At 51.6% G+C, this 24225-nt stretch carries 27 protein-coding genes, 1 pseudogene and 1 riboswitch; of the genes and pseudogenes, 7 read left to right on the top strand and 21 right to left on the bottom strand.

Features of this window, described 5'->3' with window-relative positions; genetic code table 11:
• The first annotated feature begins 7 nt into the window (after positions 1–7).
• Positions 8–859 (top strand): universal stress protein, encoded by an 852-nt coding sequence (locus tag FXO12_RS20430; protein ID WP_160049730.1) that lies wholly within the window; start codon positions 8–10, stop codon positions 857–859.
• 92 nt (positions 860–951) lie between these two features.
• Complete coding sequence (locus FXO12_RS20425; RefSeq protein WP_125970789.1) at positions 952–1485, top strand: NUDIX hydrolase; 534 nt, start codon at positions 952–954, stop codon at positions 1483–1485.
• 112 nt (positions 1486–1597) lie between these two features.
• Here FXO12_RS20425 and nhaA read toward each other — a convergent pair whose 3' ends face one another.
• From nhaA to FXO12_RS20400, 5 genes are all read right to left on the bottom strand, one after another.
• Positions 1598–2800, bottom strand: coding sequence for a Na+/H+ antiporter NhaA (gene nhaA, locus FXO12_RS20420; protein ID WP_106115699.1), 1203 nt, complete (start codon positions 2798–2800; stop codon positions 1598–1600).
• A gap of 310 nt (positions 2801–3110) precedes the next feature.
• Positions 3111–3641, bottom strand: a complete 531-nt coding sequence (gene ppa / locus FXO12_RS20415; RefSeq protein ID WP_096143185.1) for an inorganic diphosphatase — start codon at positions 3639–3641, stop codon at positions 3111–3113.
• 2 nt (positions 3642–3643) lie between these two features.
• Complete coding sequence (locus FXO12_RS20410) at positions 3644–3997, bottom strand: DUF190 domain-containing protein (RefSeq protein ID WP_096143184.1); 354 nt, start codon at positions 3995–3997, stop codon at positions 3644–3646.
• A 10-nt stretch (positions 3998–4007) separates the two neighbouring features.
• Positions 4008–4391 carry a fluoride efflux transporter CrcB gene (gene crcB / locus FXO12_RS20405; protein WP_096143183.1) on the bottom strand — a complete coding sequence of 128 codons (384 nt, stop codon included), beginning with the start codon at positions 4389–4391 and terminating at the stop codon, positions 4008–4010.
• Positions 4392–4529: 138 nt separating this feature from the next.
• A riboswitch (Fluoride riboswitch) is annotated at positions 4530–4591 on the bottom strand.
• 135 nt (positions 4592–4726) lie between these two features.
• Positions 4727–5062, bottom strand: a complete 336-nt coding sequence (locus tag FXO12_RS20400; RefSeq protein WP_096143182.1) for a hypothetical protein — start codon at positions 5060–5062, stop codon at positions 4727–4729.
• A gap of 466 nt (positions 5063–5528) precedes the next feature.
• On the opposite strand from FXO12_RS20400, the gene FXO12_RS20395 reads away from it, so the two are divergent.
• Positions 5529–5972 (top strand): 3'-5' exoribonuclease, encoded by a 444-nt coding sequence (locus tag FXO12_RS20395; RefSeq protein ID WP_096143180.1) that lies wholly within the window; start codon positions 5529–5531, stop codon positions 5970–5972.
• 116 nt (positions 5973–6088) lie between these two features.
• Here the strand turns inward: FXO12_RS20395 and FXO12_RS29090 are convergent, their stop codons facing one another.
• The 5 genes from FXO12_RS29090 to FXO12_RS20370 form a co-directional block, all read right to left on the bottom strand.
• Positions 6089–7270 carry a hypothetical protein gene (locus FXO12_RS29090; RefSeq protein ID WP_256678904.1) on the bottom strand — a complete coding sequence of 394 codons (1182 nt, stop codon included), beginning with the start codon at positions 7268–7270 and terminating at the stop codon, positions 6089–6091.
• Between the two features lie 52 nt (positions 7271–7322).
• Positions 7323–8195, bottom strand: coding sequence for a restriction endonuclease (locus FXO12_RS20385; RefSeq protein WP_124527277.1), 873 nt, complete (start codon positions 8193–8195; stop codon positions 7323–7325).
• Positions 8196–8493: 298 nt separating this feature from the next.
• Entirely contained in the window at positions 8494–8883 is a 390-nt protein-coding gene (locus FXO12_RS20380; protein ID WP_017337052.1) for a hypothetical protein, read from the bottom strand.
• A gap of 2 nt (positions 8884–8885) precedes the next feature.
• Entirely contained in the window at positions 8886–9356 is a 471-nt protein-coding gene (locus FXO12_RS20375) for a hypothetical protein (RefSeq protein WP_096143892.1), read from the bottom strand.
• A 40-nt stretch (positions 9357–9396) separates the two neighbouring features.
• Positions 9397–9792 (bottom strand): hypothetical protein, encoded by a 396-nt coding sequence (locus tag FXO12_RS20370; RefSeq protein WP_007246714.1) that lies wholly within the window; start codon positions 9790–9792, stop codon positions 9397–9399.
• 157 nt (positions 9793–9949) lie between these two features.
• Between FXO12_RS20370 and FXO12_RS20365 the strand changes: the two genes are divergently transcribed.
• Positions 9950–10405: a helix-turn-helix domain-containing protein gene (locus FXO12_RS20365; protein WP_096143893.1), complete on the top strand. Its 456-nt coding sequence runs from the start codon at positions 9950–9952 to the stop codon at positions 10403–10405.
• Between the two features lie 44 nt (positions 10406–10449).
• On the opposite strand, the gene FXO12_RS20360 is transcribed toward FXO12_RS20365, so the two are convergent.
• The 4 genes from FXO12_RS20360 to FXO12_RS20345 form a co-directional block, all read right to left on the bottom strand.
• Positions 10450–11490 (bottom strand): DUF4062 domain-containing protein, encoded by a 1041-nt coding sequence (locus tag FXO12_RS20360; RefSeq protein ID WP_096143894.1) that lies wholly within the window; start codon positions 11488–11490, stop codon positions 10450–10452.
• A gap of 89 nt (positions 11491–11579) precedes the next feature.
• Positions 11580–12041, bottom strand: a complete 462-nt coding sequence (locus FXO12_RS20355) for an SH3 domain-containing protein (protein WP_096143900.1) — start codon at positions 12039–12041, stop codon at positions 11580–11582.
• 122 nt (positions 12042–12163) lie between these two features.
• Complete coding sequence (locus FXO12_RS20350) at positions 12164–12640, bottom strand: hypothetical protein (RefSeq protein WP_096143895.1); 477 nt, start codon at positions 12638–12640, stop codon at positions 12164–12166.
• Positions 12637–12846, bottom strand: coding sequence for a hypothetical protein (locus FXO12_RS20345; protein WP_160049729.1), 210 nt, complete (start codon positions 12844–12846; stop codon positions 12637–12639). The genes FXO12_RS20350 and FXO12_RS20345 overlap by 4 nt, the downstream gene beginning before the upstream one ends.
• 188 nt (positions 12847–13034) lie before the next feature.
• Here FXO12_RS20345 and FXO12_RS20340 point away from each other — a divergent pair, with 188 nt between their 5' ends.
• The gene (locus tag FXO12_RS20340; RefSeq protein WP_032894809.1) at positions 13035–13283 is read left to right on the top strand and encodes a CsbD family protein; all 249 of its coding nucleotides are present in this window, start codon (positions 13035–13037) and stop codon (positions 13281–13283) included.
• 294 nt (positions 13284–13577) lie between these two features.
• Here FXO12_RS20340 and FXO12_RS20335 read toward each other — a convergent pair.
• Together FXO12_RS20335 and FXO12_RS20330 are read right to left on the bottom strand one after the other, a co-directional pair.
• A pseudogene (locus FXO12_RS20335) lies at positions 13578–14186 on the bottom strand (histidine phosphatase family protein); the annotation flags it as partial.
• 151 nt (positions 14187–14337) lie between these two features.
• Positions 14338–14805 (bottom strand): transcriptional regulator, encoded by a 468-nt coding sequence (locus FXO12_RS20330; protein WP_032894808.1) that lies wholly within the window; start codon positions 14803–14805, stop codon positions 14338–14340.
• Between the two features lie 475 nt (positions 14806–15280).
• Between FXO12_RS20330 and FXO12_RS20325 the strand changes: the two genes are divergently transcribed.
• Both FXO12_RS20325 and FXO12_RS20320 read left to right on the top strand, forming a co-directional pair.
• Positions 15281–15664 (top strand): hypothetical protein, encoded by a 384-nt coding sequence (locus FXO12_RS20325; protein ID WP_256678903.1) that lies wholly within the window; start codon positions 15281–15283, stop codon positions 15662–15664.
• A gap of 708 nt (positions 15665–16372) precedes the next feature.
• Positions 16373–16837, top strand: coding sequence for a hypothetical protein (locus FXO12_RS20320; RefSeq protein ID WP_050499462.1), 465 nt, complete (start codon positions 16373–16375; stop codon positions 16835–16837).
• Positions 16838–17086: 249 nt separating this feature from the next.
• Here FXO12_RS20320 and FXO12_RS20315 read toward each other — a convergent pair whose 3' ends face one another.
• From FXO12_RS20315 to FXO12_RS20295, 5 genes are all read right to left on the bottom strand, one after another.
• Positions 17087–17638, bottom strand: a complete 552-nt coding sequence (locus FXO12_RS20315) for a hypothetical protein (RefSeq protein WP_047338033.1) — start codon at positions 17636–17638, stop codon at positions 17087–17089.
• 104 nt (positions 17639–17742) lie between these two features.
• Positions 17743–19203 carry a site-specific integrase gene (locus tag FXO12_RS20310; RefSeq protein WP_047338034.1) on the bottom strand — a complete coding sequence of 487 codons (1461 nt, stop codon included), beginning with the start codon at positions 19201–19203 and terminating at the stop codon, positions 17743–17745.
• The gene (locus tag FXO12_RS20305; protein ID WP_050499460.1) at positions 19196–19801 is read right to left on the bottom strand and encodes a hypothetical protein; all 606 of its coding nucleotides are present in this window, start codon (positions 19799–19801) and stop codon (positions 19196–19198) included. The genes FXO12_RS20310 and FXO12_RS20305 overlap by 8 nt, the downstream gene beginning before the upstream one ends.
• A gap of 2 nt (positions 19802–19803) precedes the next feature.
• Entirely contained in the window at positions 19804–21891 is a 2088-nt protein-coding gene (locus FXO12_RS20300) for a hypothetical protein (RefSeq protein ID WP_032894804.1), read from the bottom strand.
• The gene (locus FXO12_RS20295; protein ID WP_032894803.1) at positions 21875–24163 is read right to left on the bottom strand and encodes a hypothetical protein; all 2289 of its coding nucleotides are present in this window, start codon (positions 24161–24163) and stop codon (positions 21875–21877) included. Before FXO12_RS20295 ends, FXO12_RS20300 begins: the two co-directional genes overlap by 17 nt.
• Between the last annotated feature and the right edge of the window lie 62 nt (positions 24164–24225).

The following is a 24225-nucleotide window of genomic DNA, read 5'->3' as shown; positions in this document are numbered from 1 at the left end:
AACGACAATGACCCACGTAATGGCATGCATTGATAACTCACAATCCTCACTGGCGGTCTGCGATTACGCAGCATGGGCCTCGCAACGACTCAGCGCTCCCCTGACCTTGCTTCATGTGCTGGATAAGGAGAAATATCCTGCATCCGCTGACCTCAGCGGCAATATCGGTCTCGGTAGCAGAGAACATCTACTGGAGGAGTTGGCCACGCTGGATGCGCAGCGTGCAAAACTGGCCTTGGAGCATGGGCAGCACATGCTTGAAAAAGCTCGCGAGCGAACAGTCATCTCTGGCGCCATGTCACCTGATCTGAAGCAGCGCCACGGCCATCTCGTCGAGAGCCTGAGCGATCTCCAAGACGACATTCGATTGCTGGTGATTGGAAGAGTCGGTGAGGACAGCGCGCGCAGTGCCCAAAGTCTTGGCAGCCAGATTGAAGCGGTAGTCCGAACTATCCACCGCCCCATCCTGATTACAACCAGCCATTTCAGAAAACCTGAAACGGTCATGGTGGCATTTGACGGCAGCGCTACAGGCCACAAGACCGTACAGATGCTTGCTTCAAGCCCGCTATGCGAAGCCCTGCCAATTCATATCGTCATGGTTGGTACGGACTCTGAAGAAAATCAAAACGAGCTGGAGAAAGCACGAGCCACACTTGCCTCTTCTGGCGTGCTAGTGCATGCCGAGATCCACCCAGGCGAAGTAGAGTCGGTACTGCATGCGTATCAGGCAGAGCATGGCATTGACCTCCTGGTCATGGGTGCGTACGGGCACTCACGCATCAGGCAGTTTCTTGTAGGCAGCACGACCACGACGATGCTGCGGACATCCACTTTACCCGTATTGCTGCTTCGCTGAGCCAGTGCCACTGGCCACAGTATTTCCAGAATTGCGGAAATGCCGTGGCCACCCTGGACGATGACTAACTGATCTTGCGGTAACGAAACTACATGCAACTCATAACTGAAATTGTTCACCCCGAGCTGAAATCCAAACAGGGCAGAGTATTCCGTCGACATGCAGCACGCGGCATCGTGATGCGGGATGAACAGATCCTGTTGCTGTTCACCGAGCGCTATAACGACTTCAGCTTTCCTGGAGGCGGTCTTGATGGTGACGAGAGCATTGTCACAGGCTTGAAGCGTGAGCTTGAGGAAGAGACTGGTGCCCGTGAAATACAGGTGCTCCAGCACTACGGTTACATCGAGGAGTACCGGCCCTATTGGAAGCCACAGTACGATCTGATGCACATGACCTCGCATTTTTATCAATGCGAAGTCGCGCCCCAGCTAGCGCCCGTGAGAATGGAAAGCCACGAAATCGCTAATGGTATGCGGCCTGTCTGGATCAACCTGCATGAAGCCATAACGCATAATGAAGCCGTGATGCAGCGTCAGGAGTCATCGATGGGGCAGTCCATTCAGCGCGAAACGTTCATGCTGAAAAAAATCGCGTCCGAGTTGATGCCGCCAATCAGCCTTTGAGGGGATATTTCAGCAACTTGTGGCGTAAAGCACGATGACCTCGCTTCGCGAGACGATGTTCCGGCCACAGGATTTCTGTCAGGGAGAAACTCCGTGGCCGGCTCGCTTACGCTTATTTAGAAACCGTGGCGGCGACAATGGCGGGCGCAGCGCTGCGTCGCAAAATCAGGACTCCACCGATTGCAGCCAGGGTCGAACCAATCAACACGCCGACTTTTACCTCATCGATCAGGTGAGCTGATCCAGCAAACGCCAGGTTTCCGATGAACAGGCTCATGGTGAAGCCGATGCCACACAAGAGCGCAACGCCGTAAAGCTGTGCCCAATTGCTGCCTTCCGGCAGTTTGGCCAAGCCCATACGAATGGCCAGAGCAGCCAATAGGAAGATGCCAATCTGCTTGCCCACCAACAAGCCGAGCGCAACACCCAGCGGAACCGGATCGACTAGGTTTTCCATCGAAATACCGGCCAATGAAACACCCGCATTGGCGAAGCCAAAAATCGGCACCACAGCGAACGCTACCCACATATGCAGCTTTTCTTCTAGGAACAGCAGTGGAGACCGGGCTTCCTCTTCAGGCTTACCCATTGGAACGCACAGCGCTACAGCGACACCCGCAAGGGTGGCGTGCACTCCCGATTGCAGCACGAAGAACCACAGCACACCACCTACCAGCAGATACGGGAACAATCGTCTGACGCCCAATCGATTCATTGCGATCAGAATGGCCAAGGTTGCAAGCGATGCCAGCAACATCGGCATGGAAAGACCAGAGGTGTAGAAAAAGGCAATGATGACTACAGCACCCAGGTCGTCAATGATCGCCAAGGCGGCGAGGAAGACCTTCAGCGACGTAGGGACTCGCCTCCCCAGCAACGACAAGACGCCCAAGGCGAATGCGATGTCGGTAGCGGCTGGGATAGCCCACCCCTTCAAAGTCTCAGAATTACCCCAGTTGATTGCGATGTAGATCAGCGCAGGCACAACCATGCCACCTAAAGCACCAAACCCCGGCAGGGCGCGCTGGCCCCAAGTAGAAAGCCCACCTGCCAGAACCTCTCTTTTGATCTCTAGGCCGACCATCAGGAAGAAGATGGCCATGAGGCCATCATTGACCCAATGCTCCACAGACATGCCCAACCAGACACTGTGCAAGGCGGCAAAATAACCTTGCGAGAGAGGCGAGTTCGCCACGATTAGGGCCGCGAGTGCTGCGCCCATCAGTACAAGACCGCCAGCGGATTCCGACGATAGGAAGCGAGCCAGAATCGCGGCTGCTCTAGGGGTTTCTGCGGGAGCTCTACTATGAGTCATCAGTGTCCTTGCGCTTTGATCCAAAGCGATTATTTTAACATCCGAGGTTTACCAGCGCGGCAGGGCACATAGCCTGTAACGATTTACACCGAGCCTTAATCAGCCTTCAGTGTGTTCCCAGGCACGGGCTCGCTCATGAAACGTAGGAGCGCGCTCCAAGCACATAGCCTCACTAGGCGAGCGAGCATCGATCCTTCTTTACAGGCGTGTGGCTCCTCGGATATTTGATGATTGGAGCAACTTAGGCCCAGCATAAATGCACGCACCTCAGCGCGATCCTATGACAGTGGCATTTGAATCTGGAGTAAGCCTATTTGGGGATATACGCAGCTACCGACTTGCGAATCTCTTCCCGCGCTTCATCGGCGCTGCCCCAGCGGCCCATCTTCACCCACTTACCCGGTTCCAATGCTTTGTAGTTTTCGAAGAAGTGCTGGATCTGGGCGAGGAGTAACGCAGGGAGGTCTGAGCACTCCTTTACGTCGATGTACATGGAGCTGAGTTTTTCATGAGGCACTGCGATCACCTTGGCATCGGCTCCGGCTTCGTCAGTCATGTACATCACACCAACCGGGCGACTGCGGATGACAACTCCAGGTGAGACGGGATATGGACAAACCACCAGGACGTCCAGCGGATCGCCATCGTCGCTCAGCGTGTTCGGGATAAACCCGTAGTTGGCCGGATAGAACATCGGTGTACTGAGGAAGCGGTCAACGAAAATTTGTCCGCTCGACTTGTCCACCTCGTACTTGATCGGCGAGTGGTTTGCAGGAATCTCGATAACGGTGAAAAAGTCATCGGGGATGGCGTTGCCAGCTGGGATGTCCGCGTAGCTCATGTTCATAGCTCCGAAGTTGTGGAGGGTGTTGAGCTGGAGGGCGTTTTTCCAAGGGTGCCCATCTCGACTGGCGTCTTCGTGAAAAATACCGATATTTCCTCAGAGTCCAATCGTTTGAACAATCGTTCTGCCTCATCTTCCGTGATGGCCAAGCGAATCTCCGTGGGTTGATCCGCCAGCTCAAAAAAGTGCGATGAATGCAGTTTTCCTGTGTGCCCAAACCCTTCGATTCCGGTGCAGAGCGTGGCGCCTCGCAACCCCATTTCTTTAGCCACGTCGACGATCCATTCGCCTAGCATCTTTCCCTGATAACGACGGTTTTGTTGGGTGAAGAAAACGACCATATAGCCTTTCATTTCTATCTCCTCAGCGAGTACCAATCATTTGGTAGGACAGAAGCCCGGCAGCGGTCATCGCTAACGAGCCTAAGACATGCAACGAAATTGAGCCGAGCGCCCAAACCAGTCTACCCTCCTGAATCAAGGCAACCGTTTCGGCTGAAAATGTAGAGAAGGTGGTAAGCCCACCACAGAAACCCGTGATGATAAGGAGACGCCACTCTGGACTGAGGGTGGGAGAAGCGGCCAAGAAGGCGATGGCCAGGCCGATGATGTAGCCCCCAACCATGTTCGCGACCACAGTACCTGGCGGGATCGTCGGGAAAAGAGCATTCAGCTTCATGCCCAACAGCCAGCGCAACCAGGCTCCAAGTGAAGCGCCAACGGCAATGACGAATAATGACTTCAGCACGCAGAGTCCTCCTCATCAGATCTGAGTGGACTAACTGGCAAGCAGCTCGCGCTGAAGGAAAAGGGAAACTCGAAGAATAAGATCATAGCCTGTCCTTAATTGGAGGACAGGGAGACACACCTACGCACCCTGTCCAGGGTTCACGTAGGCATCATCAGCTCTAAGGCGGTTAAAGGAGGAATGCCATCTCCTGTTCTGATCCTATAGCATCAGCGCCAATGGCATCAAGAGCAGCTACACGCGAGCGATCTGAAGGCCCCTTCGGCCAGGCAAGCTGGTTGATCAATGATCCAGGCAGGGGTCGCCCCTTCGCCCAACCAGATTAGTTGGCGCGTCTACATCGATTTAACCGATACCACTTCCACATACTTGTACTTTTTCCTAGCAGCCTTCACAGCCTCCTGCTCAGCAAGCAACGAGCTCAACGTGTCGGCCTCGTGGATAAACTCATGCATCTTCCCCTCGAATTCGTTTCCAACCCGAAGCGTGACCTTCAGCCTAGGCGTAAATGCTTTTGCCACTTTCTTCTTCGCTGCTGGAGCGACCAGCGGTTTGGCGAGCACAACTTCTTCCACGGGCTCCGGCACTAGCGGCGTAGAAACTTGCTCCTCTGGCTGAGGTGTGCCGAAAAGGGCATGACGCATTTCTTCTTCAGTTAAATCAGAGCTCATAGAACATCTCAAAAGGACGCATTTCGCTGGGCAAGTTTTAATAGGATTGTTGCTGACTGGTATTCGTGGAGCCTGTGCGGACGTCAAATCCCCAGTTCGATTTCAAGACAAGAGCCTCTCAAGGCTTGCGAAAGCTTCACCTTTGGCAGCAGTGTAATGAGCCCATCAACTAAGTTGCTAGCGTGACGAGCGTACAGCGTGACTGTGCCTGCATCAGGCGTTCGACCTGGCACGATGGCACCTACCCGCTGCTGGGCAATTTTCAGTATGCTCAAGACTTCCTGACTCACCTCATTGGTGGACAGGTGTTCAACCAATGGTCTGGGTGGAGGGGCGGCGCGGCTCCACATTTCTATGACCGCTTGGAGGAGTCCGTCTGAGCCAAGATGCTCGAGGGCCATTTCCCATAGCTGCCCCTCCTGCGCCATATCCAAGCGAGCCCTAGTCATTACGGAGTTCTAACAAGGTGAGGGTCTTTCTTGATTGTGAGTTTACCAAGCTCTCAGCGGCTGCGAAGCTGATATCACTCGCACTGGTGGCTGAGGATGGGCGCGAATTCTACGTGGAATTGCTCGATGCTTGGAAAGAAGAAGACTGCAGTGATTTCGTAAAGGAAATCGTGCTTCCGCAGCTGTGGGGTGGGAGCTACGCATTGCCCATTGTTGAAGCCAGAATATCGCTGCTCAGGTTTCTGACGTCGTTCAAAAAGGAGGTCGAGATCGTCACTGATGCCCCTCAGTACGATTGGGAGCTTTTTTGCGACCTGGTATATGAAGAGGAACGATGGCCCAGAATCGTTCGTAATTTCCCTACTGACGCAACGACACTTACTCCGACTAGCGAGGGTGAAGAGCTGCCTCACCACGCGTTGCTCGATGCAAGGATTATCGCCGGTGTCTTTGCTCAGTGATGGCAGGGCACTGTTGCGGATCGCTAACCTTTTCGATAATGAAGTGACATCTAAACCTATAGTTCAGTGCTGGAGTTCGTTGAGGTTACGCGTCATGGGCTGGCCATGGTGGTGAATCAGCGTGGGGGTAGCTCAGTAAAGCGAAGTCTGGGATAGATCCTCTGTTCAACCGCGCACTCGGAAATTTGCCAGAATGCCGAAAGGAGTGCCTGCTCTGAGGGACAGTGCCTCGTCATAACCTCGAACTCGTTGTAATCAAATGCCAACACACGAACACCTACATCGTCCATGAAATCCAAGATCATGGCCCCGTACTCTTCATAGGTGTCGCTAAACAGCTCTTTTACCACCACGACTCCTACAAGGGGACGTGCTGCAAGATCGATTTTGAGGGGAGTACCATCAACAAGCCGCAGCGCGGGATTTCCCTCACGCTCGATAGTTGAAACTGCGCCACGGAGCTGCGATAGGCCTCCTTTCAACTGACTCAGGGCCTTCTTGCGCTTTCGTTCAAGCTTTGTCCCCATCATCTCAGCGGTGTTTGGGCTGTCCTTAGCCTGCAGTAACAGCGTGACCTCCGCCCCCAAAACAACAGCATCTGTCAGCTCTTCCCCATCGGAGACTTTCACTGGCCCATGGATGATTTGCTCTGCAGAGTAAGCACGCTGGAGCAGATAGATGATATCCAGCTCCTGAAGGTGTCCTGGCTCCGGTCGCTCAAGGTGAGTATTCGAGAAACCTCTGGAACCCTGGAAGCCTTGGCGAGTGAGGTCGGTGATCAGGAAGTCGCTTGGAAATAGATCCTCCAAGAGCGTCAACGTTATTGCTCGGCTGTCATCTTCCCTAGTCGTAAAGCCGAACCAGTGATCTGCCTGCTCCATCATGAGATGCCAGTGCTCCTTCCCCAAGGGATTGACACCCTTTGCATACTTTCGGAGCCCTTCAAGGCTAGCGTGCGCTGTACTGCTCAGAAGCTCGCGATTGTGTTCATCAAAAAAACAGACGCTAAAACGGTCAGGAAGACTTTTCAGGCCCTCTGTAAAAGGATCGCTACCCATCAGAGGTGTTTTAATAGTCAGCGGACTAATCGGATCATCAAAGCAGGCCGTCAACAGCGTCAGGCCTTGCGCCTCATCAGACTCGTATGGTGCAAGATAGAACTTCAGCTCGCGCTTCTCACGTGCGGCGAGGATAAATTCTTTGCCCGCTTTGACCACGAGCGCTGGGCCATCAGGGCCTTCTACAATCCAAAGACCACGACCGAGCGATGCAACGTCCTGAAGCACTTCGGGCTTCATTATGGTTAGGTACATTGGAGCCTCTGATGAAATTTAGCGTTGCCGCATGGGCTTAGAACAATTTATCCAAAGGTACGAATACTGAACCTGTCTCAGCAGCCGCCCGCACTTTGCGGTCGATTACATCCGCAAATGGTATGTGCTTGTCTAAAGCATCGTTGATATCTTTTCCCGAAATGCATATCAAGCTCTTGCCGCGCCCGAATGCCTCCAGCCCAACGTCAGTGAATCCGTAGTAACTGATAAAAACACCTCGTGTCCAAGCTGCCTTCTGGCTGATCTTGCCTTGAAAGATGTGCAGCTCCCCTGCACCAACAGGGTTCACTACCCACTTCGCCTCAACAAGGTAGATGTCCCCTCGGCATTGGAAGCTTCCATCTATCTGTTCCCCCGTATTCCGAAATGGTGCGCGAGGTTGGAGGTTGGATGCCTCAAACAGCTGCTGGAGGAACGTCTCGAATGCGTAGCCACGTGCTTGAGGAGCGAGCTTATGAATGTCCAACAGGGCCCTCTTCAACTGAGCCGCCTGATCAACATTTACCTGACGCACAGCTGCGAACGGATCGCCCTTAATGACGTCGGCAGATGAGCCGGACTCCAAGCCTTGAATCAACGTCAGGAAGCGCCCCTCGGCGTTAACCACAGGTTCATCTTTGTGTTGGTTGGCCAGCGCAGCCTGACGATATTGCCAGAGTGCTTTGAGCGCTCGCACGCAAGTCGGTATATCGGCAAGCGTGAGGAAGCTACGCAGGCGCCTAGCTTTGGATGTGCCATCCGCAGCGAACAGCGGATCATCAATATCGATCTCCAGCTCTCCGAGGAAGAACTGGGACATGGTGCGGTCTGAGAAGTCCAACACGTAACCCCCTTCCATCTCGAAAAGAAGGTCGATTAGCTTCATATCCAGTGGTTTGATCTTCGGCATGCCACACGTCCTTGGCTAAGCATAGGGAACCGAGCATACGATATCGCTGAAAGTGTCCAATAACTATCTGCTCCCGAGGAAGCGGACAAAACCTCGGAGACCGGATTCAATGGCCAGCGGTTAGGGAATCGAGCAGGCACCATGTGCTGGCGTCCGAAATGGCAAGCGGAGCGCCTAGGCCCAAGCAGGGCTGGAGACTTGAGGATGGAAGCCCGAAGGGGCCAAGTCCCGCAACAGCGGGATTGGTAAAAGACAGCCATCCCCGAGGCGGGGCAAGCCCAAAACAACGACCTCAGAGCTACTGGAGGCGATCCGGCGTTGGCAGATACCTGTCTCCCGCTATGCGCATGAACTCACGCAAGCTACGCCGTCCGACGTCCCGCCTGAACGTCGCAATGACGTACTTCGAGTTGACCGTATTGATCACCCAAAAACTGCCTTCCTTCGTTACGGACTGAATGTCGGATGTCCGAATCAGCCGACCATCTGCAAATCGTTGGTACGGCCCAGGGCAAATGTGACCGAACACCACACCAACAGCACTGCACGCATGAATATGGACATTCACCAGGTAGGCCGTGACCAGCCCGTCGTAGTCTTGATTCACTGCTTTGGCGATGCGAAGAAGGTCGAAGTCCGAGTAGCGCTTTTCGTGTAAATCGACTGCGACGGTATTGATGTCGTCCATAGCTACAGAGCCTCCGACGCTGAGGCTACGCCGGTGGTTGCAGCGCTGCGCCGATATAGCTCCCTGACCCCAACCAAGGCATCGACATCGAGGTCGCACTGATGGGTATTGACGTATACATCACCATTCTCGACGTGCAGAACACAGATCGGCACTTCTGCCTGGTTGAACCCCATGGAGAGCGATTTCAGCTTTTCCATCTTCCAGCCTGACCCTTTGTTCATCCATGCCGGGGTAACGACCTGGACATCTTGAATGAACATGCTCTCGTCTTGGGAGACCAGTAGCTCCACCAAGCGAGGCTCATCGTTCAGCATCTCTTCATAAGCTACGAACCGTCCCTCATGCCGGCGTTTGAGACTGACGTGATACCAATGAGTAACCAAGGATCGCGACATGGCGTGGAAGTGAGCGAGACCGTCCCCGAACATACCCACCGGGCCGGCCTGGTCTTGCATGCTAATCCTGAACATCGTGCATCTCGTGTGGAGCAGGCCTGCTTAGCGCCTGCGATTAACATAAGCCGAATATTGTCTTGAGCGATGCGGTCATCTCGCGCCCTTTGCCTACCAAGGCGTACACCGTATTCCGGGTCTCGAACAGGCAAACGCCGTCGAACGACTTACACAGGGTCGAGCGTACCCAGCCCCCTGGAGGGAACCGGCCCTGGCTGTCGTAGGTCACGCAATGGGAATAAAGGAACATTGTCTGCAGGCCTATGGCGCGCACCCTGGCGAGCGATTCAGGAGGCTCGTCCACATGAAAGATCAGCCAATCCTCGACCAAACAGTATGGTTTCCGACCGAAACGATCCGACACCAATGCCTCTATTTCGGCTTGAGGTAGCTCTGTTCCAAAGGACGATATCTCACCCTCGCGGAGCAACTCATGCTCCGAAGAATTACCCATAAATTGATGATCCTCATGGTGCGAACCCAAAAATCAGGCTCTGCGAACACGCAAAATACCGGGCAACAAGCCAGAAATCCCACCGATATGATTATATGCATTTGTGTGGGATCTATCAAACGCGTCATACCGTCTCTTTTTGGGAGAGGTAGGTTGGATGTCCCTGCGGAAGGCTTATGCGGCGACGCTACAGTGGCTGAGGATTCGAAATGGCTTATCGCAAGCAGACCTCCAGCATCAAGCTGACCAGGCTCACATAAGCCGCTTGGAGGCTGCGACGACGACACCGACTATTGATCTGAGTGCGGATCTGGCTCATGCGCTGGGCCTAACGCCTTTGTCGCTGCTCACTCTGGTGGCCGCAGCCGATGAGGGCAAGACAGCACGCTCTGTCTTGAATGAATCGATGATAGAACTCATGCGGCTAGGAGTTCTTGATGAAGCGCTGCCTGGCGAGCCGCAGAAGATCACCACACCACAGAGAATCGCAGCCGCAGAAAGGCTCGAGGCAGTACGCAAACTAAAGGCAGAAGGTCTTTCTCAGGCAGAGGTCTGCCGGCACCTGGAATTACCCAGAAGCACTGTTGGGCGCCTGTGGCACGTTGACGATTAAACGCTCCCCTTGACTCAAAATGACAGAGGCACGGGTGTCACTGATCAATAAGCCAAACTTCTGGCCATTCTTACGATGCTTTCCTGTATCCATTGCTCCACGATGGGCCGTGTGGCAGGGATTAAAAGTCGTGACTCACTAACGAGCTTTTCACGGCGCATAGGCATCGAATAGCTGCTGGGGGCAGTCGCCGGCGGCTCTTCTATCTTCGCCATGTCTAAATTCTTCAAGGTAATGCGATACCATCCGCTGTTGAATCCAGACACCTCGAAGCAGGACATAATTAGCTTTGATAGGTTGGTCGGAGACACGAAATAGAGACCAGCCGTACGCCCCTCGACTGGCACACTTGCGTCAGTTTCCAAAAGGACGAGCCCGTCGTCAAAAACGCGCCAAGACGTATCTCCGGACTTCAGTCCTGTGAACAACTTGTCATCCCAGTCTTCGTAACCTTGCTTGAACTTCGCCAAGCCCAGGTTATGGAAACTATGGAAAATCTCATCACGGCGTTGGGCCGCTCCATGCACAGCGTGCTGCTCAACGGGTTGTGGCAGAAACGCGAACTCAAGCTGTGGCGCATAGGAGTGACCGCCGTAGGAGCGAGAGCTTGATGCCTCTGTGATGCGCTCGTTAAAGGCTTTCTCAGAAATTGCGCTTTTGGATTTCTCCATTCTACTCAAGCCCTGGACAATAGCTTTCAACAGCTCTTGGGGATCTGAGAATGAGGCTCTGAAAAAACCTTGTTTGTAGTCAGACACCTCGTTGACGAACACGGCCTGCTTCGCGTCAAAGTCAGTCTGCTGGATGAAGACCAAAATCGGTTTACGCTTGCTCACTGCCTGGTGGAATTCTTGCTGCGTAACTGAGAGCCCTGGCTGAGGTTCATAGCCGTAGTTAGCGCCAAGAATCAGGATATAAACGTCGCACTGGTCGACCTCTGTCAGACAGGCGTGCTCCGAGGAATAGGTTCGCGCTCCGAAGTGCTCGCTCATGACCGGCTTCATGTCCAGTGTCTCTACCGCGTCTTTGGCGGCGGCTCTGAACTGCTCGAATCCTCTTACTACGGAGCTTATGAACACCTTCATCAGTGCATCCTCTGAACGCTGGCATATGTGTCCTTTTGGACTGTAACTAGGTGTGATCGTTGCAGATTGTCTCAATGGTGAACAGCAGATCAGACACCGTATCGTTTGTTACCGCCAGAGGTAATGCAATATCGACCACCGCGAGGCCCGATACACACGTTCCCAGAGGAACAGGGGCAGGATGAACCGTAAGCTGGGGTCTGTTGGCGAGCAGGCTGTTTCGGCTGAATCGCTGGCCTTGGCCTTAAGACGACGTAGCAGTCTGAGCCGCTGCACAGGCTTTTGGACGAAAGCCACTTTGAAGGTTGACCATCAATGCTGATGCGCGCCCAATCCTTTCGGGTCTCAAAAACTTGAACCTTCTCCCCGCGCTTAAGTTTTGAGATGACCTTTCCGCCTGGTTGATCCCGGACATTGAGGTTATCAGCGCTCACGAACTGCTCAGTTGCGGAGGTCGGCGTGGGTGGGGATGGAGACGTCGGCGTGGTTGATACTAGCGTGCTCAGAGCGCTCGGCTCTACCGGGGTTTGAGGCGTGTCTTTTTTCCCCATTGCCCACAGGACGGCAAAAAGAATCAGGAGCGGGATAAACCACGACTGGGACTTTTTGCGCATATCCATTGCTCCCGCTTAAAACGCAATACGCCGGCTGCCATGCAGATCTGTCCTTCGGACTACTGCGAGCTTAGCCAAGCTTCCATTTTTTGCAGCTTGTCGGGATCTAAAAGTTTGGGCCTTCCCGAATTTAGGATCTCAAAAAGCCGCTGCTTCGTTTCGGAAGAGGGAAACCAATCAGCGACCTCGACGTTGCAGTGCTTAGAATCACTTAGCACCCATTTCATCACCATGTCAGCTGCAGCTCTGTAGTGATCCGCCATGAACAGCCTTTTGCCGTCTTCTGACCAGCCTCGCATCGCAAGCTTGTCGGTTACGTCGATGACTCCAGCGTCTCCAAAGAAATCGGTCGTATCTGGATAATGAATACCTGCCAAGGACACTTTTGCTACGCCCGAATCGCGGTCGAAGTAGGACAGGAAATGCCATCCGCCAGTGGTGCTTCCAGCGTGCGGAAAGTTGATCGCAGCCTTGCCAGTGATGTAATGCGTGCGGGAAACGCGTTTGAGATCAAAATCGAAAAGCGGCTGGGTCATGGGAGTTTTTTGAGCCGGGCCAGCCCCTGTTTGATATTGCCAGCGTTCTCACCAATTGTGTAAAGCGCACCACGGACGTTGTCGCCGACTTCCGCATGTCCCTGGGCTTCCACCTGGAGGGTCAGCTCCATGAGCGCAGCCTCAAGGGCCAGCTGGTTTTGGTACATCCTTTCCAGTACATCTGATAGGGAATACTCACCCTGCATTTGGCTCACCTCCATGTTGGGAGCAACAGCATAGCAATAGGCTTAAACGTGTAGGCGCTTTTCCAAACTGGCCTACAGCTCATCACCATTGAACTAATCATCATGCGCATGTCCCTAATGTCGTGCTGATAGCCGCCCGATTAGCGCGGTTCGGAGCTCCCCACTCTCACGCAAAGGTTTGATGAATCATGAAGAGCGAACAAGTTGAAGGTGTAGCAGAAAAGCTGGCCGGCAAGGCGCAGAGCACGGTCGGGAAACTAATTGGTGATTCGAAGATGGAAGCTGAAGGTGCGGGACATCAAGCGGCTGGTCAGCTGACTAAAACCTATGGCGATACACTGAATAGCGTATCCACGTTCGTTAAAGAAAAACCAGTCGCCGCCCTCGCGATTGGTGCTGCAGCGTTGATCTTGATAAATCGCATTTTTCGTCGTTGAACGTGGAGGAGGTGTCTCCAGCCAGGTGACACCTCTCGCTAAAGTCCTGCCCTCTTCGCACTCCCGCTACAGTTTTCTGCCAGGAGAGTGCGAGGGTAATAAACCTGCAGCCTCTTTTGCCTCGAGTAGCCTTTGCTCAGCGTACATAGCCGGATCATCGTCTGGCAGCGGGTAGCCTGCAGCCGATAGGGCCTGGGCCCGCTCCTCAATCAGCACGCGCTCGGGAACGCGAAACGCTTGGTAGGATCTGCCTGGTACGCGTTGAGTTACGCCAACTCGCAACTCCTCAGGACTTACTCTCCAGCCGGCATCGTCTGGGTGCTTGGTAAGCTTGTAACCAGAGCAGTTAGGCACGTGGTGAGTGATCTCGTACTCTCGCCATACGGCCATAGCTTGACCGTCAATCTTCTGTGGCCTGCACTCAATCAGCCAAGCCACCGCATTGATGAGTTGCCCATGTGAAAACACGGCGATGTCCTGGGCAGGATGCTCTGCAAGTCTATCTAAGAAAGACTGACCTCTAGATATAAAGTCCAAGAATGACTCGGCGCCTTCACCATCCGTGAACGCTGGGTCTGACTTGGCCCAGTATCCCTCCACCCAAGCTCGTCTCTGGGCAACGGTCGTGTTGATACACCGTGCAGGTTCAAGGTAGGTGAACTCGTGAATGGGCCATATTTCAAACGGCACTGAAGGGAAAGCAGCCACTGTCTGCATTGCAGTTGCTTGCGCTCGGGAGAACGGCGAGGCAACGATCAGATCTGGGGCTTGAGCGAATGACCCTGCCACTTGGCGCGCTTGCTCGACCCCCTTTGGGGTAAGAGGGATGCTCGCGTGATCAAGGCTGGGTTGGCCTGCGTTGGCCGCGCTTTCTCCATGGCGGATCAGCCTGACGTGCTTCACCGACCAAATATCCCCACTATTTCAGCCATCCGAACCTGCTCTCTACGTTATGGGCAACACCACAAGTGCCTACCCTTGCCCAAGGATACACCGCAGCCATGAGCACGAAACACATCACGTAGAAAAAGAGGGGTCGCGATAACCTGGAGGTTTATGTATTCCAATATTTTTGGACTGTGCTTCTGGCAATGCCAAGCTTTTCAGCGATTGTTTTCCTGTCGAAACCTTGCGCTTTCAGGGCTCGAACGTAATCTGCATAAAGCGGCTGCTTAGGCTTTCCCTGGGAGCGCTTGATGAGCTTTCCATCACTGAATTGCTCCTCTACCAACTGCCACCCTCCGGACATCTCGAATTCCCTGATTCGCAAGGCAGTACGTTGCAGGGCTTGCGAAGGGAGCTCGTCACCCTGAGCCGCAATGGCGAGAGTAACCATAGTCAAAAGGTCGAGGCCTAGATAGTCAGCGATCTCGTCCAGTTTCTCCAACGTCGCGTTCGCTCGGGCCTGCTCAAGCTTCCCCACGTACGTTCTGTGCGTTGCCCCCGCCAACTCTTCGTAACTCAACCCCTGATGAGCACGAGCTCCACGCAATGCTCCTGCCAGCGCTTCTTTCAGATGCATGAGTCGGATCCTCAAAACTGAGGATAGAGCCACGGCAAGCGTGTTTCGATAAACAGATCATAGTGATATTATCGTGACATATGGTTTGCCAAGCAGTCGTTTGATCATAGCGGCGACGTCTGGATTGGTGATGGATTGGTCATCAGAGCAGCACCTAAGACACGGCCAGGGACGTCTCGATGGGAGACGCGCTCATCAAGTCCGGCGTTTATGGCCAGCGTGAGCCCGCCTGCAATAGTCACTGAGCGACGTCTTGGCAAGAACCAGATCCACTTTTTTGAGCGATGGCAGGGATAGTGAGTGATGAAGTTCGATTGCGTGAAAGTTTCAGGAAAAGTTGACTACGTTCGATCTGTTGATCGAATGAACGGCGGACATAAAGCTAAAGTCAGCATTGATGGTGCAGTTATCCCGAATTTGCAAGTATCGAATAAGCTTTACGAAGAGTTAGAAGTCGGCGAAAACGTAACTTTGTATGGACTTTTCAAAAGAAGTAATGACAAGGAAAAAAAACACAGGCATCTTGTACGGCCTAGCGAAGCAAAACGGCGAGAAATCATTTGCAACCCAGTATAGATATCAAGTCCCGCTTTTCCTGACGGTCACTGCGACCATCGCATTTTGCTTAACTTTCGTCGCCGGCTGGATAGCTTCGATATTCCCAGTGCTTTTCTTGTTTGGAGAAAATTCGGATTATATGTATACCACTACGGTATTTGCAGTAATTGAGTCGAGCTTGGTTGCCGCATTTTTCCTGTGGAGGGCATGGGCGATGTTCAACGCTACATCTGATCCTGAAGCTTGGGAAACTACCGAAGCCGCAGCGCTATCGAGTCGCTTTAGTAAGCTCCACAAGTAATTGTCCTGTGCGTAGGGCACGCTAACACCCGCCCCGGCTTCAGGATCGCTGCGCCAGACTTTCCTTTGGCTGCGAGTATCGGGCAAGCGGAGCGCGCAGGCGTGTGGGATGGACGCCCGTAGGGACGAGACGTGGCTTGCCACGGCTCGGTTCACGCCAGCCATCCGCCGAAGGCGGCACGCCATAACCACCGCCCTGCTTTGTGAAAAGGAGGCTTAAATGACCTGCGATTTACTCCGCGAGCGTGAGAGGACTAGGCGAAGGGTTCTGTGGGCCCTTGCATGCCTCCGTCCTGGTGATCCCAACGCATCCGACCTCCTTGTCATCCTCGATGATCTCGACGACCAAGAGCGAAACGACACCCCCTGTAGCGATAAGCTACTCGACCTCATTGAGGTTCGTAACTCTGTCTCGGTGATGCGTCATAACTCCGGAATCGACATCATTTTGGAGAAGACTATTCCGCAACCCTGGAGAGAGCGTTTCCACCAAGCAAGCATCGGGTCGACCAGAGTTCCTGATGGGCCCTACGCCACAGACTGGGACAAGTTTGTGAATGAATGGGAGCGTGAGATGCAGCATGTGCAAAACCATCGACTTGCAAAGGCTGCTAACAGTTAGAACGGCTGGTTCGAGCGATGGCGGCGCAAACACACGAGCAGTCGGTGTAGCCGCTGAAAGTCGCAACCTTCAAACCGGAGCAGCAAGGTGGAACGGCCTTCTTTTTTTATCGATTTCGAGGCATCAGGGATAGCCCCAGATAGCTATCCCATTGAGGTGGCTGTCGTGTCGAATGAAACCTGGTTCAGTTCGTTGATAAAGCCAGCCCGCTATTGGACGCATTGGTCGTTCGATGCGCAAGACATGCATGGTCTTACTCAGGATCATTTACTTCAGGAAGGTGATGCCCCACCAACTGTGGCGGAACGAATGAATCAGCTGTTTTCAGGGCAGGTGCTTTGCAGCGACTCACCTCAAGATGTTTTTTGGCTCGATGTCCTCTACGAAGCAGCAGACCTGATGCCGACCTTCGAGTTGAAGCCTTTGGAAGTGTTTGTGGGTCGGGAGGCTGCCAGTGACATTTATCGCCTACTGCCCACGACTAGGCACCACCGAGCTCTCCATGACGCAACCGCTTTGATGAACGCATGCCGTGCTTTGTTCGAAGCTTGAACTACCAGAGGGGTGTATACCTACCCTCACCTATGCGAAAGCGATGAGTCCATTGAAGTATGGATGTAGCACAGCGTGTGCGACCGCTCGAACCGAAGACAGGTGATCACGTGCCTGGTAGGCATGGCAAGCGGAGCGCGCAGGCGTGTGGGATGGAAGCCCGGAGGGCCGAGACCTTGGCATCGCAAGGGCTCGGTACACGACAGCCGCTCCCCGCAGGGGCGCGCCCCAACTGAAAGCTCAGGGTCATCAAAGCTCCGCATCCCAAGCATCCATAGCCTCGCTCACAGCCGCGTACCACTGGAGATCACCAAGTTGTAGAGCGTTCGCGATTTGCCTATTGGTATTGCCATCGACCCAAGTGGGGAGACTCTCTATGGCTCCTGTGAACATGCTTGCTGAAGCGACAGCGAATTGTCCCTTACTCATAGACTGGAGGCACACGTAGCGAACTGCAGCGCCAGTCTGCATCCGACGCCAAGCCACCACCTCAATACAGTCCATGGTGCTCATAGAAGCCTCTATGGTGGCACTCGCTCCCTGTTCCACCCGAATGTCTGCCGCAACTTCGAATGAGCCGCTAGCCGCTCCTGGTTTGTGGACGAGATGCTTCAACTGCTCACGTGAAGCGACGATCTGTTCGCGAAGCTCTTCAGGATCGATGGACATCCCGCCCTCCGGTGTCACCTTGAGGGTCTTCAAGGAGTTCGCCGCCAGGATGAACTCGCGTTCACGCGCTTTCTCCCACTCGGAGCGACGGTCGGGGCTGATAAGGTTCCAGAGGCGTGAAAGCAGCAACAAAACCTTCTCCTAACCTTAAGCCCAAGACTTGAATCCATTGCTAATGAACCATGGTATCTCAACACTACCGTGTGAATGATAGACCCGTGCCAGAATTCACCGAATCATTCGCGGCCAGGCAGAATCGGAGCGATTCCTTTGACCGTTTTCTCTCTTGCAAGCTCACGAGCAAAGTCATCATCTCTTAAAGCCTCAAGCTTCTCCATCTCTACGTTATATTCTTGAATTGTAAGGGTAGAGCCGAGATGGGCTCTGAGTTTACGAGAGTATTTATCGAACTGCTCCATGGCTCGAATTAGGAAAACATTGCTAACTGTAGTGCTATACCCCTCAATCTCCTTGAATGCTGCATGTACATAGCCCATGATAGTCGCAATTGATTTCTGGCCGGTATACATCTTAACCTCCTCAAGATAGCTTTCATCAGAAAGCAACCTGACTTCAAAGTCTCCTGCACGCCTATATCTATCCCGCTGTACAAACTCCATTACCAAGTTCGTTATAAACGAGTGGCGAAACATGTGCGCGCATGCTTGTTCCTCGATGCCAGCAAACCTGCGCACTGAACCGATCTCATTACCAAGGGATGTTTCTGAAAGCGGAGTTCCGGTTGCTGATGATACAAATACGAAGCCATGATCTTTAATACTCGAAAATTTATTTCTTACAACTTTACCCCTGTGAAACTCAATGTATGAGATCAGTTCATTGAGAAACATCTTATTTACGGGTATTTCCCTTTCCTCGCTGTCGTCGCCCTTCAGCGTGATAAACCTAAGCATAGGATGCTTCATCTCATACGCGGTCAGGACATCTACGACCTTAAGACTCGCAACCTCTGAAAGCCTAGCCCCAGAGTTTTCCAATGTTGAGATAAATGCATGCCGCCGAATCTTGATGAACCGTGAGCCCCCCATTTCATCGACAGCGCTCCTGAGCTGGTCGACATGAACAGCAGGAATCGCATTCCGCTCGTGCCTCCTACCACCAGGTGGAAATGCATGATGCCACACACTGTGCACAGCATAATCACGACCACGCTTATCTTTTTTCACTGTAACGTTTTCAGTAATCTTTATTCGCCCTCCAATCGCGACGAAACTGGGTTGCTCATAAAGCCCTCCAATATACTTTAGGAAGTCTATACATACAGTCCCAACGTCTACAACGGTGAGTGTGGCTTTCTTCTTCTCACGAAGATTTTTGGGATCTACTTCCGTACTTAGATGATGAATAAAACGCGTAAAGTCGTTATCTGATAGATCTATAAAATCAATGTTTGAAGCATAACAGAATCTAACCAACTGACTGATTTTTTGAGCATACTCACCAATCGTCCCACCTTTTCTACCTGTACGCGCTAACCCTTTACGCTTCATCCTATTGGGGCGAACCGTAAGGGAAAGCATGTAGAGATTCGCGGCAAAACAGGGTGCCCCGTTTGGCCAATTGATGAATGTCAGATTGCTCGCATCCCTAGTCACGAGCTTCCCCAGTGCGTTGTGGTCAAACAACTCAAGCTCAGGAACCACTGAATAAAGCTTACGCTCATGGAAATTACTCACTCCTTACTACCTTTAAAGACTGGATATTCTCGTGAGATGGAATCACATCAAAAGGAGACTCATTAAGCGAGACTATTGCCAACAGTGCATTTACGGCTTCGCTAGCGCTTTTATTTCTAACAGCCTCACTAGAACCATCCCTGGTTTCTTTGATTCCCGATATAGCAGTGGAAAGCCCTTGAAGTAACCTGAAATTAGCGCGGCGCAGTGCGACCACCGTGCATTCTAACTCGCTATTAATTTGCTCTAGCCCATTTTTGGTCTTCTTGGTAGGCTTGTTGCCCCTTTCGGCATACGCAGCAATTGCATCCTTAGCCACGCTCCTAAGACGCTCTAGCCCTGCGAAACCGTGATAACCAAGTAATTCATCGGATTTTTTTTTGAGGGTGTTCAGACTCGTGGGGGCGATAGCGTATTGCTGGCCAGCCAAATCGAACTTGTAAGAAAGGGAAGCCAAAGCTCCCTGATTTTTTAGAGCGGAAGTAACAACCTCATTTGAAACGTATTTTTCAACATCGGCAAGTACGTCCTCTAGCAAAATCTGTCGCGCCTTGATTGACTGATTGTGAACTTGAATTTCCGACCTAGGCTTACCCATGATTACGCCCCCTTTACGTGAACAAGAACCTGCATTTCCTTGCCATAAGCACCAAGAACAAATACAGGCTCAAATTTGACAATGCCTTTACTCATCAAATGCTCTAGATGCTCCGAAAAGGATTCTTGATCTACAAGACGCACATCATCCGTTCCGAACTGTTCCTTCATCAACGCACGTAACGATTTATAGTTATGCACATCACCAGTGAAGAATTTCTCAGCAATAATTTGGGCTTCCGCCCCACGGAGGGATGCGCCATCTGTGGCATCTGTAATGTACCTCCATGCATGCTCAATATCGTTATGCCCGAGAATCCAACGAAGCGTATCTATGCGTCCTTTCCCATATGCGTGAAAGAACAACAGGGCCGCTACACGGCGCAACTGGTGCTGCCTGATATAATACCGAAGCCCTACTTCATTAACTTCGCTCTCAAAGTAGTCACACAAGAAGTCAAAGCATGTATTCATGCTCATTTTTGTGGCGGAATATATTAACTTTCTGCCATGCAAAGACGGAACGGAGAATATAGTAGGAGCTTCCGCCGAGAATCCAGCATTGATGAGCTCCTCCTGAAGGCGTACTAATTGCCCAAGCATCTGTACCGCAAGGGGATCAATAGGTCTGGCATCGGATTTCCGGAGACCATACGTATTGGTTGTGCTCTTTTCTCTCATGAACATCAGCCAAGTATTCGTGGAGTCGAATGCTCGGGCCGACGGGATCTGCAAAAGCTCATCTATTCGGCGAGCCATAAGCAAACCAACAACAAATTGAATAGCACCAATATAAACGTAGACAAGTTCAAGCAAGCCTGCATTGGATCTTAGCCGCTCAAAATAGTTCTGCTTCGTTCCCTTTCGACTTTCAAGACCACTGCCATCGGCATCACTTGTATTTCTACAACCAAGCCCCAGTTTTGTCACGCCGTGATGTTTCAAATCACTGCCAACAATTGAAACAACCTGCTCATCGGTTAGGCTTGTAAGCGTTGTGTCATGCTCATCACAGTATCGAGCCAACCTGCAAAACCCCTCAATAACGAGAGGGCCCAGCTCGTAATGAAACTCGACAGCACCTTTGAATAATTTAAAAATCGTGCCGGACGGCACTGTCACATAACGACCAGGTTTGGCTAGCTCTGGCATGTAACCTTTAATTCTATCCAAAACTCGCTCATTGGGCCCTGGCACTCCAAGTTTCTTGAGCAACCCCATTCCATACAAAAAGTTGTAAAATAGCCTGTACTGGGATTCGGCCATGAGACTTCCCGACCTAGAAGTAACCTTTACTCCCTCCATCTCACGCTTATAGGACTCACCAAGCGGATAAAAACTAAGAATTTCATGCCTAGGCTTGGCCATGTCCCCACGGATAGTATTTGGGTAAACCTCGGCTGAGATGCGTACAGAGTTTACCGTATAGCCAGCACCTCTATGTCCGTCGTAGTGGCCTTTATAATATAAAGCGGCCCGAATACGTGGAATATCATCAACGGAAACATTAAGCTCGTTGGACTCGAGCTGAGTAGAACTTATCTCTAACATCGACGGATTCTCTTCCAATATGGAAGCAATCGTCGCGCCTGGTATTTCATCCAAGAGCGCTAGAGCATACTTACTCAATTTTTCTGACCAATCATACAGCGCTTCGGCCACGGAGGATTCTGAAGACAGCTTATTTAGGATCCATTTCAAATCGCCTTCAGACAAGCCTGCCAATCCGGCACTTGAAAGCTTGAGCTCATGTGCGTGAATTAGCAGGCAGTCAATAACACCCACGGCGGCGTGAAACTTCCGTCTTAATGTCTCAACACTTTGAGAATTAGCCATTTCAACCAGGCTATTTCGCGTGGCGCCAATGAGGGCGTATTTAAGACCGTTCAACAGATCTAGGTTTTCGTCATCGGTGAGGTATGAATTGTTGTCTAGGGCTACCTTCCAGTTTAGCAGAATGGGATCGCCGTTAAAATTCACGCTCCAGACGAAAGCATTAAAATCAGTGGTTAGCCAGGATGCTTTACGGAAAGCTTCTGCTGGCGCTAAGCGAGGCTCGCCGAGGAACCCAAGTTTAGATGGAGCATTCATATACAAACCTCTCCACAGACTCTGCGCTAGCTGTTAATGCCGCCTTGTGGAGATCACTCCGATAAGTGGCATCTCGGTGCTTACTAATCTCCCCTTCTAGAAAGCCTGCGTAACTCGCCCAGTAGACTGCCTTAGCACTAACCTTCTGATTGGGTGGCGCTTGCTCAACAGCCAATTTTATCGAGAGCAGCACGCTCAAAATATCGACAGACACTAACGCATATACAGTCCCGTCGTTCTCAATCTTTTCATGATGCCCATCTGGATCTTGAAGATACGCAGGAATATCTCCAAAAGCATGATTCACTAGAAAAGCGTCTAATTCAGCCAAGCTTGAGAAATTGCTGGCCCGAAATAAAAACGGACTATCTTTAAGACTATGACAAATTAAGATCTTGTTAAATACTCGCATGCGCCTTTCATGCAGGAAATCGATAATCACCTTGGGCAAATAGTGATCCATGAGGTTAGGATCGTAGCTCTCATGACCTAAAGCCTGAGATGTAGTTTCAGCGCTATGCGTCTCAATAAATATCTCGGTTACTCTGGATGCGCGTACGGAAGACGCACTCACCATCTCCAAAAACTTAACGAGATCATCTTCAGACATGTCCGTATGAGGACGAAATTGAGCTAAAAGATTGTTTCTCAAATACGTACCAGGTTTAAGTGTTGACCTCGACCACGGGGTTAGGGTGCTTTTGGCAGGCGGTGAAAATGCGTTACCGCATGTAATGAACAGCTTCCTCCATGAGGGATCACCCTGTGATTTCAAATACTCACGTAGGGGCGCAGTGATCTCAATAATTTGGTCGACCAAAGCTTTAGTTTCTGAGGTTAGCGTGATTTTTTGTTCAGACCTTCCTGCCCCCTTACGATCCTTGTACCCCACCAGCTTATACACCGACCCGTCCAGTACATATCCAGATCTCTGCCCATGCTTATTCCAAAGATCGAAATCACCCAGAAACTCTGACGTAATTATCGGATGCCTTAGAATAATTAGGAGCTTAAATGGCATTAGACTCCCCGCCAGTGGCATCCCCATATAGCTGGCTAAATCAGAAGCAGGAGTCTGAGAATCTTTTGTATCCACTGACAAGGAAGCGTAGTGGCTGTATGGCTCTCCGTACCCGTAGGTTTCGAAAATACAGCAAATATTTGGGATTATTAGTAGGTGTCCCTTCTTACGTTTAGTTGTATCTACCAACTCTCCCTGCGCAGCGAGCTTTTTACGACGAAGAACCCTACCATATAGATCTGCTATCTGAGCCTTGGCCCATCCCTCAATAATCTTCAGCCGCTTAGATATGGAAATAAATAATATTTCAATAGCTTCAGACTCAGTAAGATGTAATGGTATTTCCATTACGAGCTTGACTTTTACATCAGCGCCATCTTCGTTTTTTCTGATATTAGTCGACTGACCATCGATTCGCTTCGCAGGTGCTAACGGCAGCTTCCCTCCCAATGGCTCCGCCCATACACCTGGAAGAATGAAAATCTTCTCAATGAACCCAATATACTTATTCCAAGTCTTCATTTGCGCGTCGATATCCAGCCCCAAGGCCTCGCCACTCATGAAAAAACTTTCCCTGAAATCCCAGAAGAAATTGTAAATCATTGTCGAATCGTTAAACGTGTATTCAGGCCAAGAATCACTATTCTGACTCAGAAAACCAGCCATCTTATTCGGCATAGTTAACTGTGTAGCTCCATACCCTGAAATATGGAGTCGTAGCTGCTCATACAGGCGGGATGTAAAATCATGACCATGACTGTTATGAATATTGGCAAAGTGACAATACAACGTGGTGCCTTTACGGTTTTCTACAGGCCATCCAGTCCAATATTTGACTTTACGCTGGTCAACCCCATGAAGTATTTTCTTCCACTTCGCATTATATTTTTCTCTTAGTCCACTTCCATATTCTGTCGGCGGCATGGAAGGGACGTAATTACGCGCTTCGAGCAAAATATCTTGCAGATAAACGGAAATCTTCGCGCGCGTCACGTCAGACGTACCGACCAAATCCTGTTCGAACAGCGCTCCTTGAAAACCCGCAACGATGTGGGTCAGCTCTGACGACGAAAGCTTCAAGAAAGACAAGGGCTGGTTGGTGATGTCACAAAAGCATTCGAGAAGCTTCAATGTCGTCGTCGACGGCACCTTCCTACGCTCAGCGCAACGCTGAAACAACTCCACCACATCAGGCGCCAGAGCTCGGAAGGGATAGGTTTCGATGGGCGATCCTTTTTTGACGATTGTCACTTACAAAATCCGTGGTGAGCTGGCTGTAATCTCCATTCTACAGGCATTCCGAATAACTGACA

Origin of the sequence: Pseudomonas sp. J380 (genome assembly GCF_009827115.1) — a bacterium.
GTDB lineage: Bacteria > Pseudomonadota > Gammaproteobacteria > Pseudomonadales > Pseudomonadaceae > Aquipseudomonas > Aquipseudomonas paracarnis.
This window is presented reverse-complemented; position numbering and strand designations above follow the sequence as displayed.

Bases quoted from the DNA above. Each gene is read 5' to 3' on its own strand.
- FXO12_RS20400 (WP_096143182.1), bottom strand. From the start codon at position 5,062: ATGAGCTCTGATTTAACTGAAGAAGAAATGCGTCATGCCCTTTTCGGC.
- FXO12_RS20365 (WP_096143893.1), top strand. From the start codon at position 9,950: ATGTCCCTGCGGAAGGCTTATGCGGCGACGCTACAGTGGCTGAGGATT.
- FXO12_RS20345 (WP_160049729.1), bottom strand. From the start codon at position 12,846: ATGCAGGGTGAGTATTCCCTATCAGATGTACTGGAAAGGATGTACCAA.
- FXO12_RS20330 (WP_032894808.1), bottom strand. From the start codon at position 14,805: ATGCATCTGAAAGAAGCGCTGGCAGGAGCATTGCGTGGAGCTCGTGCT.
- FXO12_RS20430 (WP_160049730.1), top strand. From the start codon at position 8: ATGACCCACGTAATGGCATGCATTGATAACTCACAATCCTCACTGGCG.
- FXO12_RS20360 (WP_096143894.1), bottom strand. From the start codon at position 11,490: ATGAAGGTGTTCATAAGCTCCGTAGTAAGAGGATTCGAGCAGTTCAGA.
- FXO12_RS20325 (WP_256678903.1), top strand. From the start codon at position 15,281: ATGGACTTTTCAAAAGAAGTAATGACAAGGAAAAAAAACACAGGCATC.
- FXO12_RS20375 (WP_096143892.1), bottom strand. From the start codon at position 9,356: ATGTTCAGGATTAGCATGCAAGACCAGGCCGGCCCGGTGGGTATGTTC.
- FXO12_RS20355 (WP_096143900.1), bottom strand. From the start codon at position 12,041: ATGGGGAAAAAAGACACGCCTCAAACCCCGGTAGAGCCGAGCGCTCTG.
- FXO12_RS20370 (WP_007246714.1), bottom strand. From the start codon at position 9,792: ATGGGTAATTCTTCGGAGCATGAGTTGCTCCGCGAGGGTGAGATATCG.
- ppa (WP_096143185.1), bottom strand. From the start codon at position 3,641: ATGAGCTACGCGGACATCCCAGCTGGCAACGCCATCCCCGATGACTTT.
- FXO12_RS20385 (WP_124527277.1), bottom strand. From the start codon at position 8,195: ATGCCGAAGATCAAACCACTGGATATGAAGCTAATCGACCTTCTTTTC.
- nhaA (WP_106115699.1), bottom strand. From the start codon at position 2,800: ATGACTCATAGTAGAGCTCCCGCAGAAACCCCTAGAGCAGCCGCGATT.
- FXO12_RS20410 (WP_096143184.1), bottom strand. From the start codon at position 3,997: ATGAAAGGCTATATGGTCGTTTTCTTCACCCAACAAAACCGTCGTTAT.
- FXO12_RS20300 (WP_032894804.1), bottom strand. From the start codon at position 21,891: ATGAATGCTCCATCTAAACTTGGGTTCCTCGGCGAGCCTCGCTTAGCG.
- FXO12_RS29090 (WP_256678904.1), bottom strand. From the start codon at position 7,270: ATGAAGCCCGAAGTGCTTCAGGACGTTGCATCGCTCGGTCGTGGTCTT.
- FXO12_RS20425 (WP_125970789.1), top strand. From the start codon at position 952: ATGCAACTCATAACTGAAATTGTTCACCCCGAGCTGAAATCCAAACAG.
- FXO12_RS20350 (WP_096143895.1), bottom strand. From the start codon at position 12,640: ATGACCCAGCCGCTTTTCGATTTTGATCTCAAACGCGTTTCCCGCACG.
- FXO12_RS20340 (WP_032894809.1), top strand. From the start codon at position 13,035: ATGAAGAGCGAACAAGTTGAAGGTGTAGCAGAAAAGCTGGCCGGCAAG.
- FXO12_RS20380 (WP_017337052.1), bottom strand. From the start codon at position 8,883: ATGGACGACATCAATACCGTCGCAGTCGATTTACACGAAAAGCGCTAC.
- FXO12_RS20305 (WP_050499460.1), bottom strand. From the start codon at position 19,801: ATGGGTAAGCCTAGGTCGGAAATTCAAGTTCACAATCAGTCAATCAAG.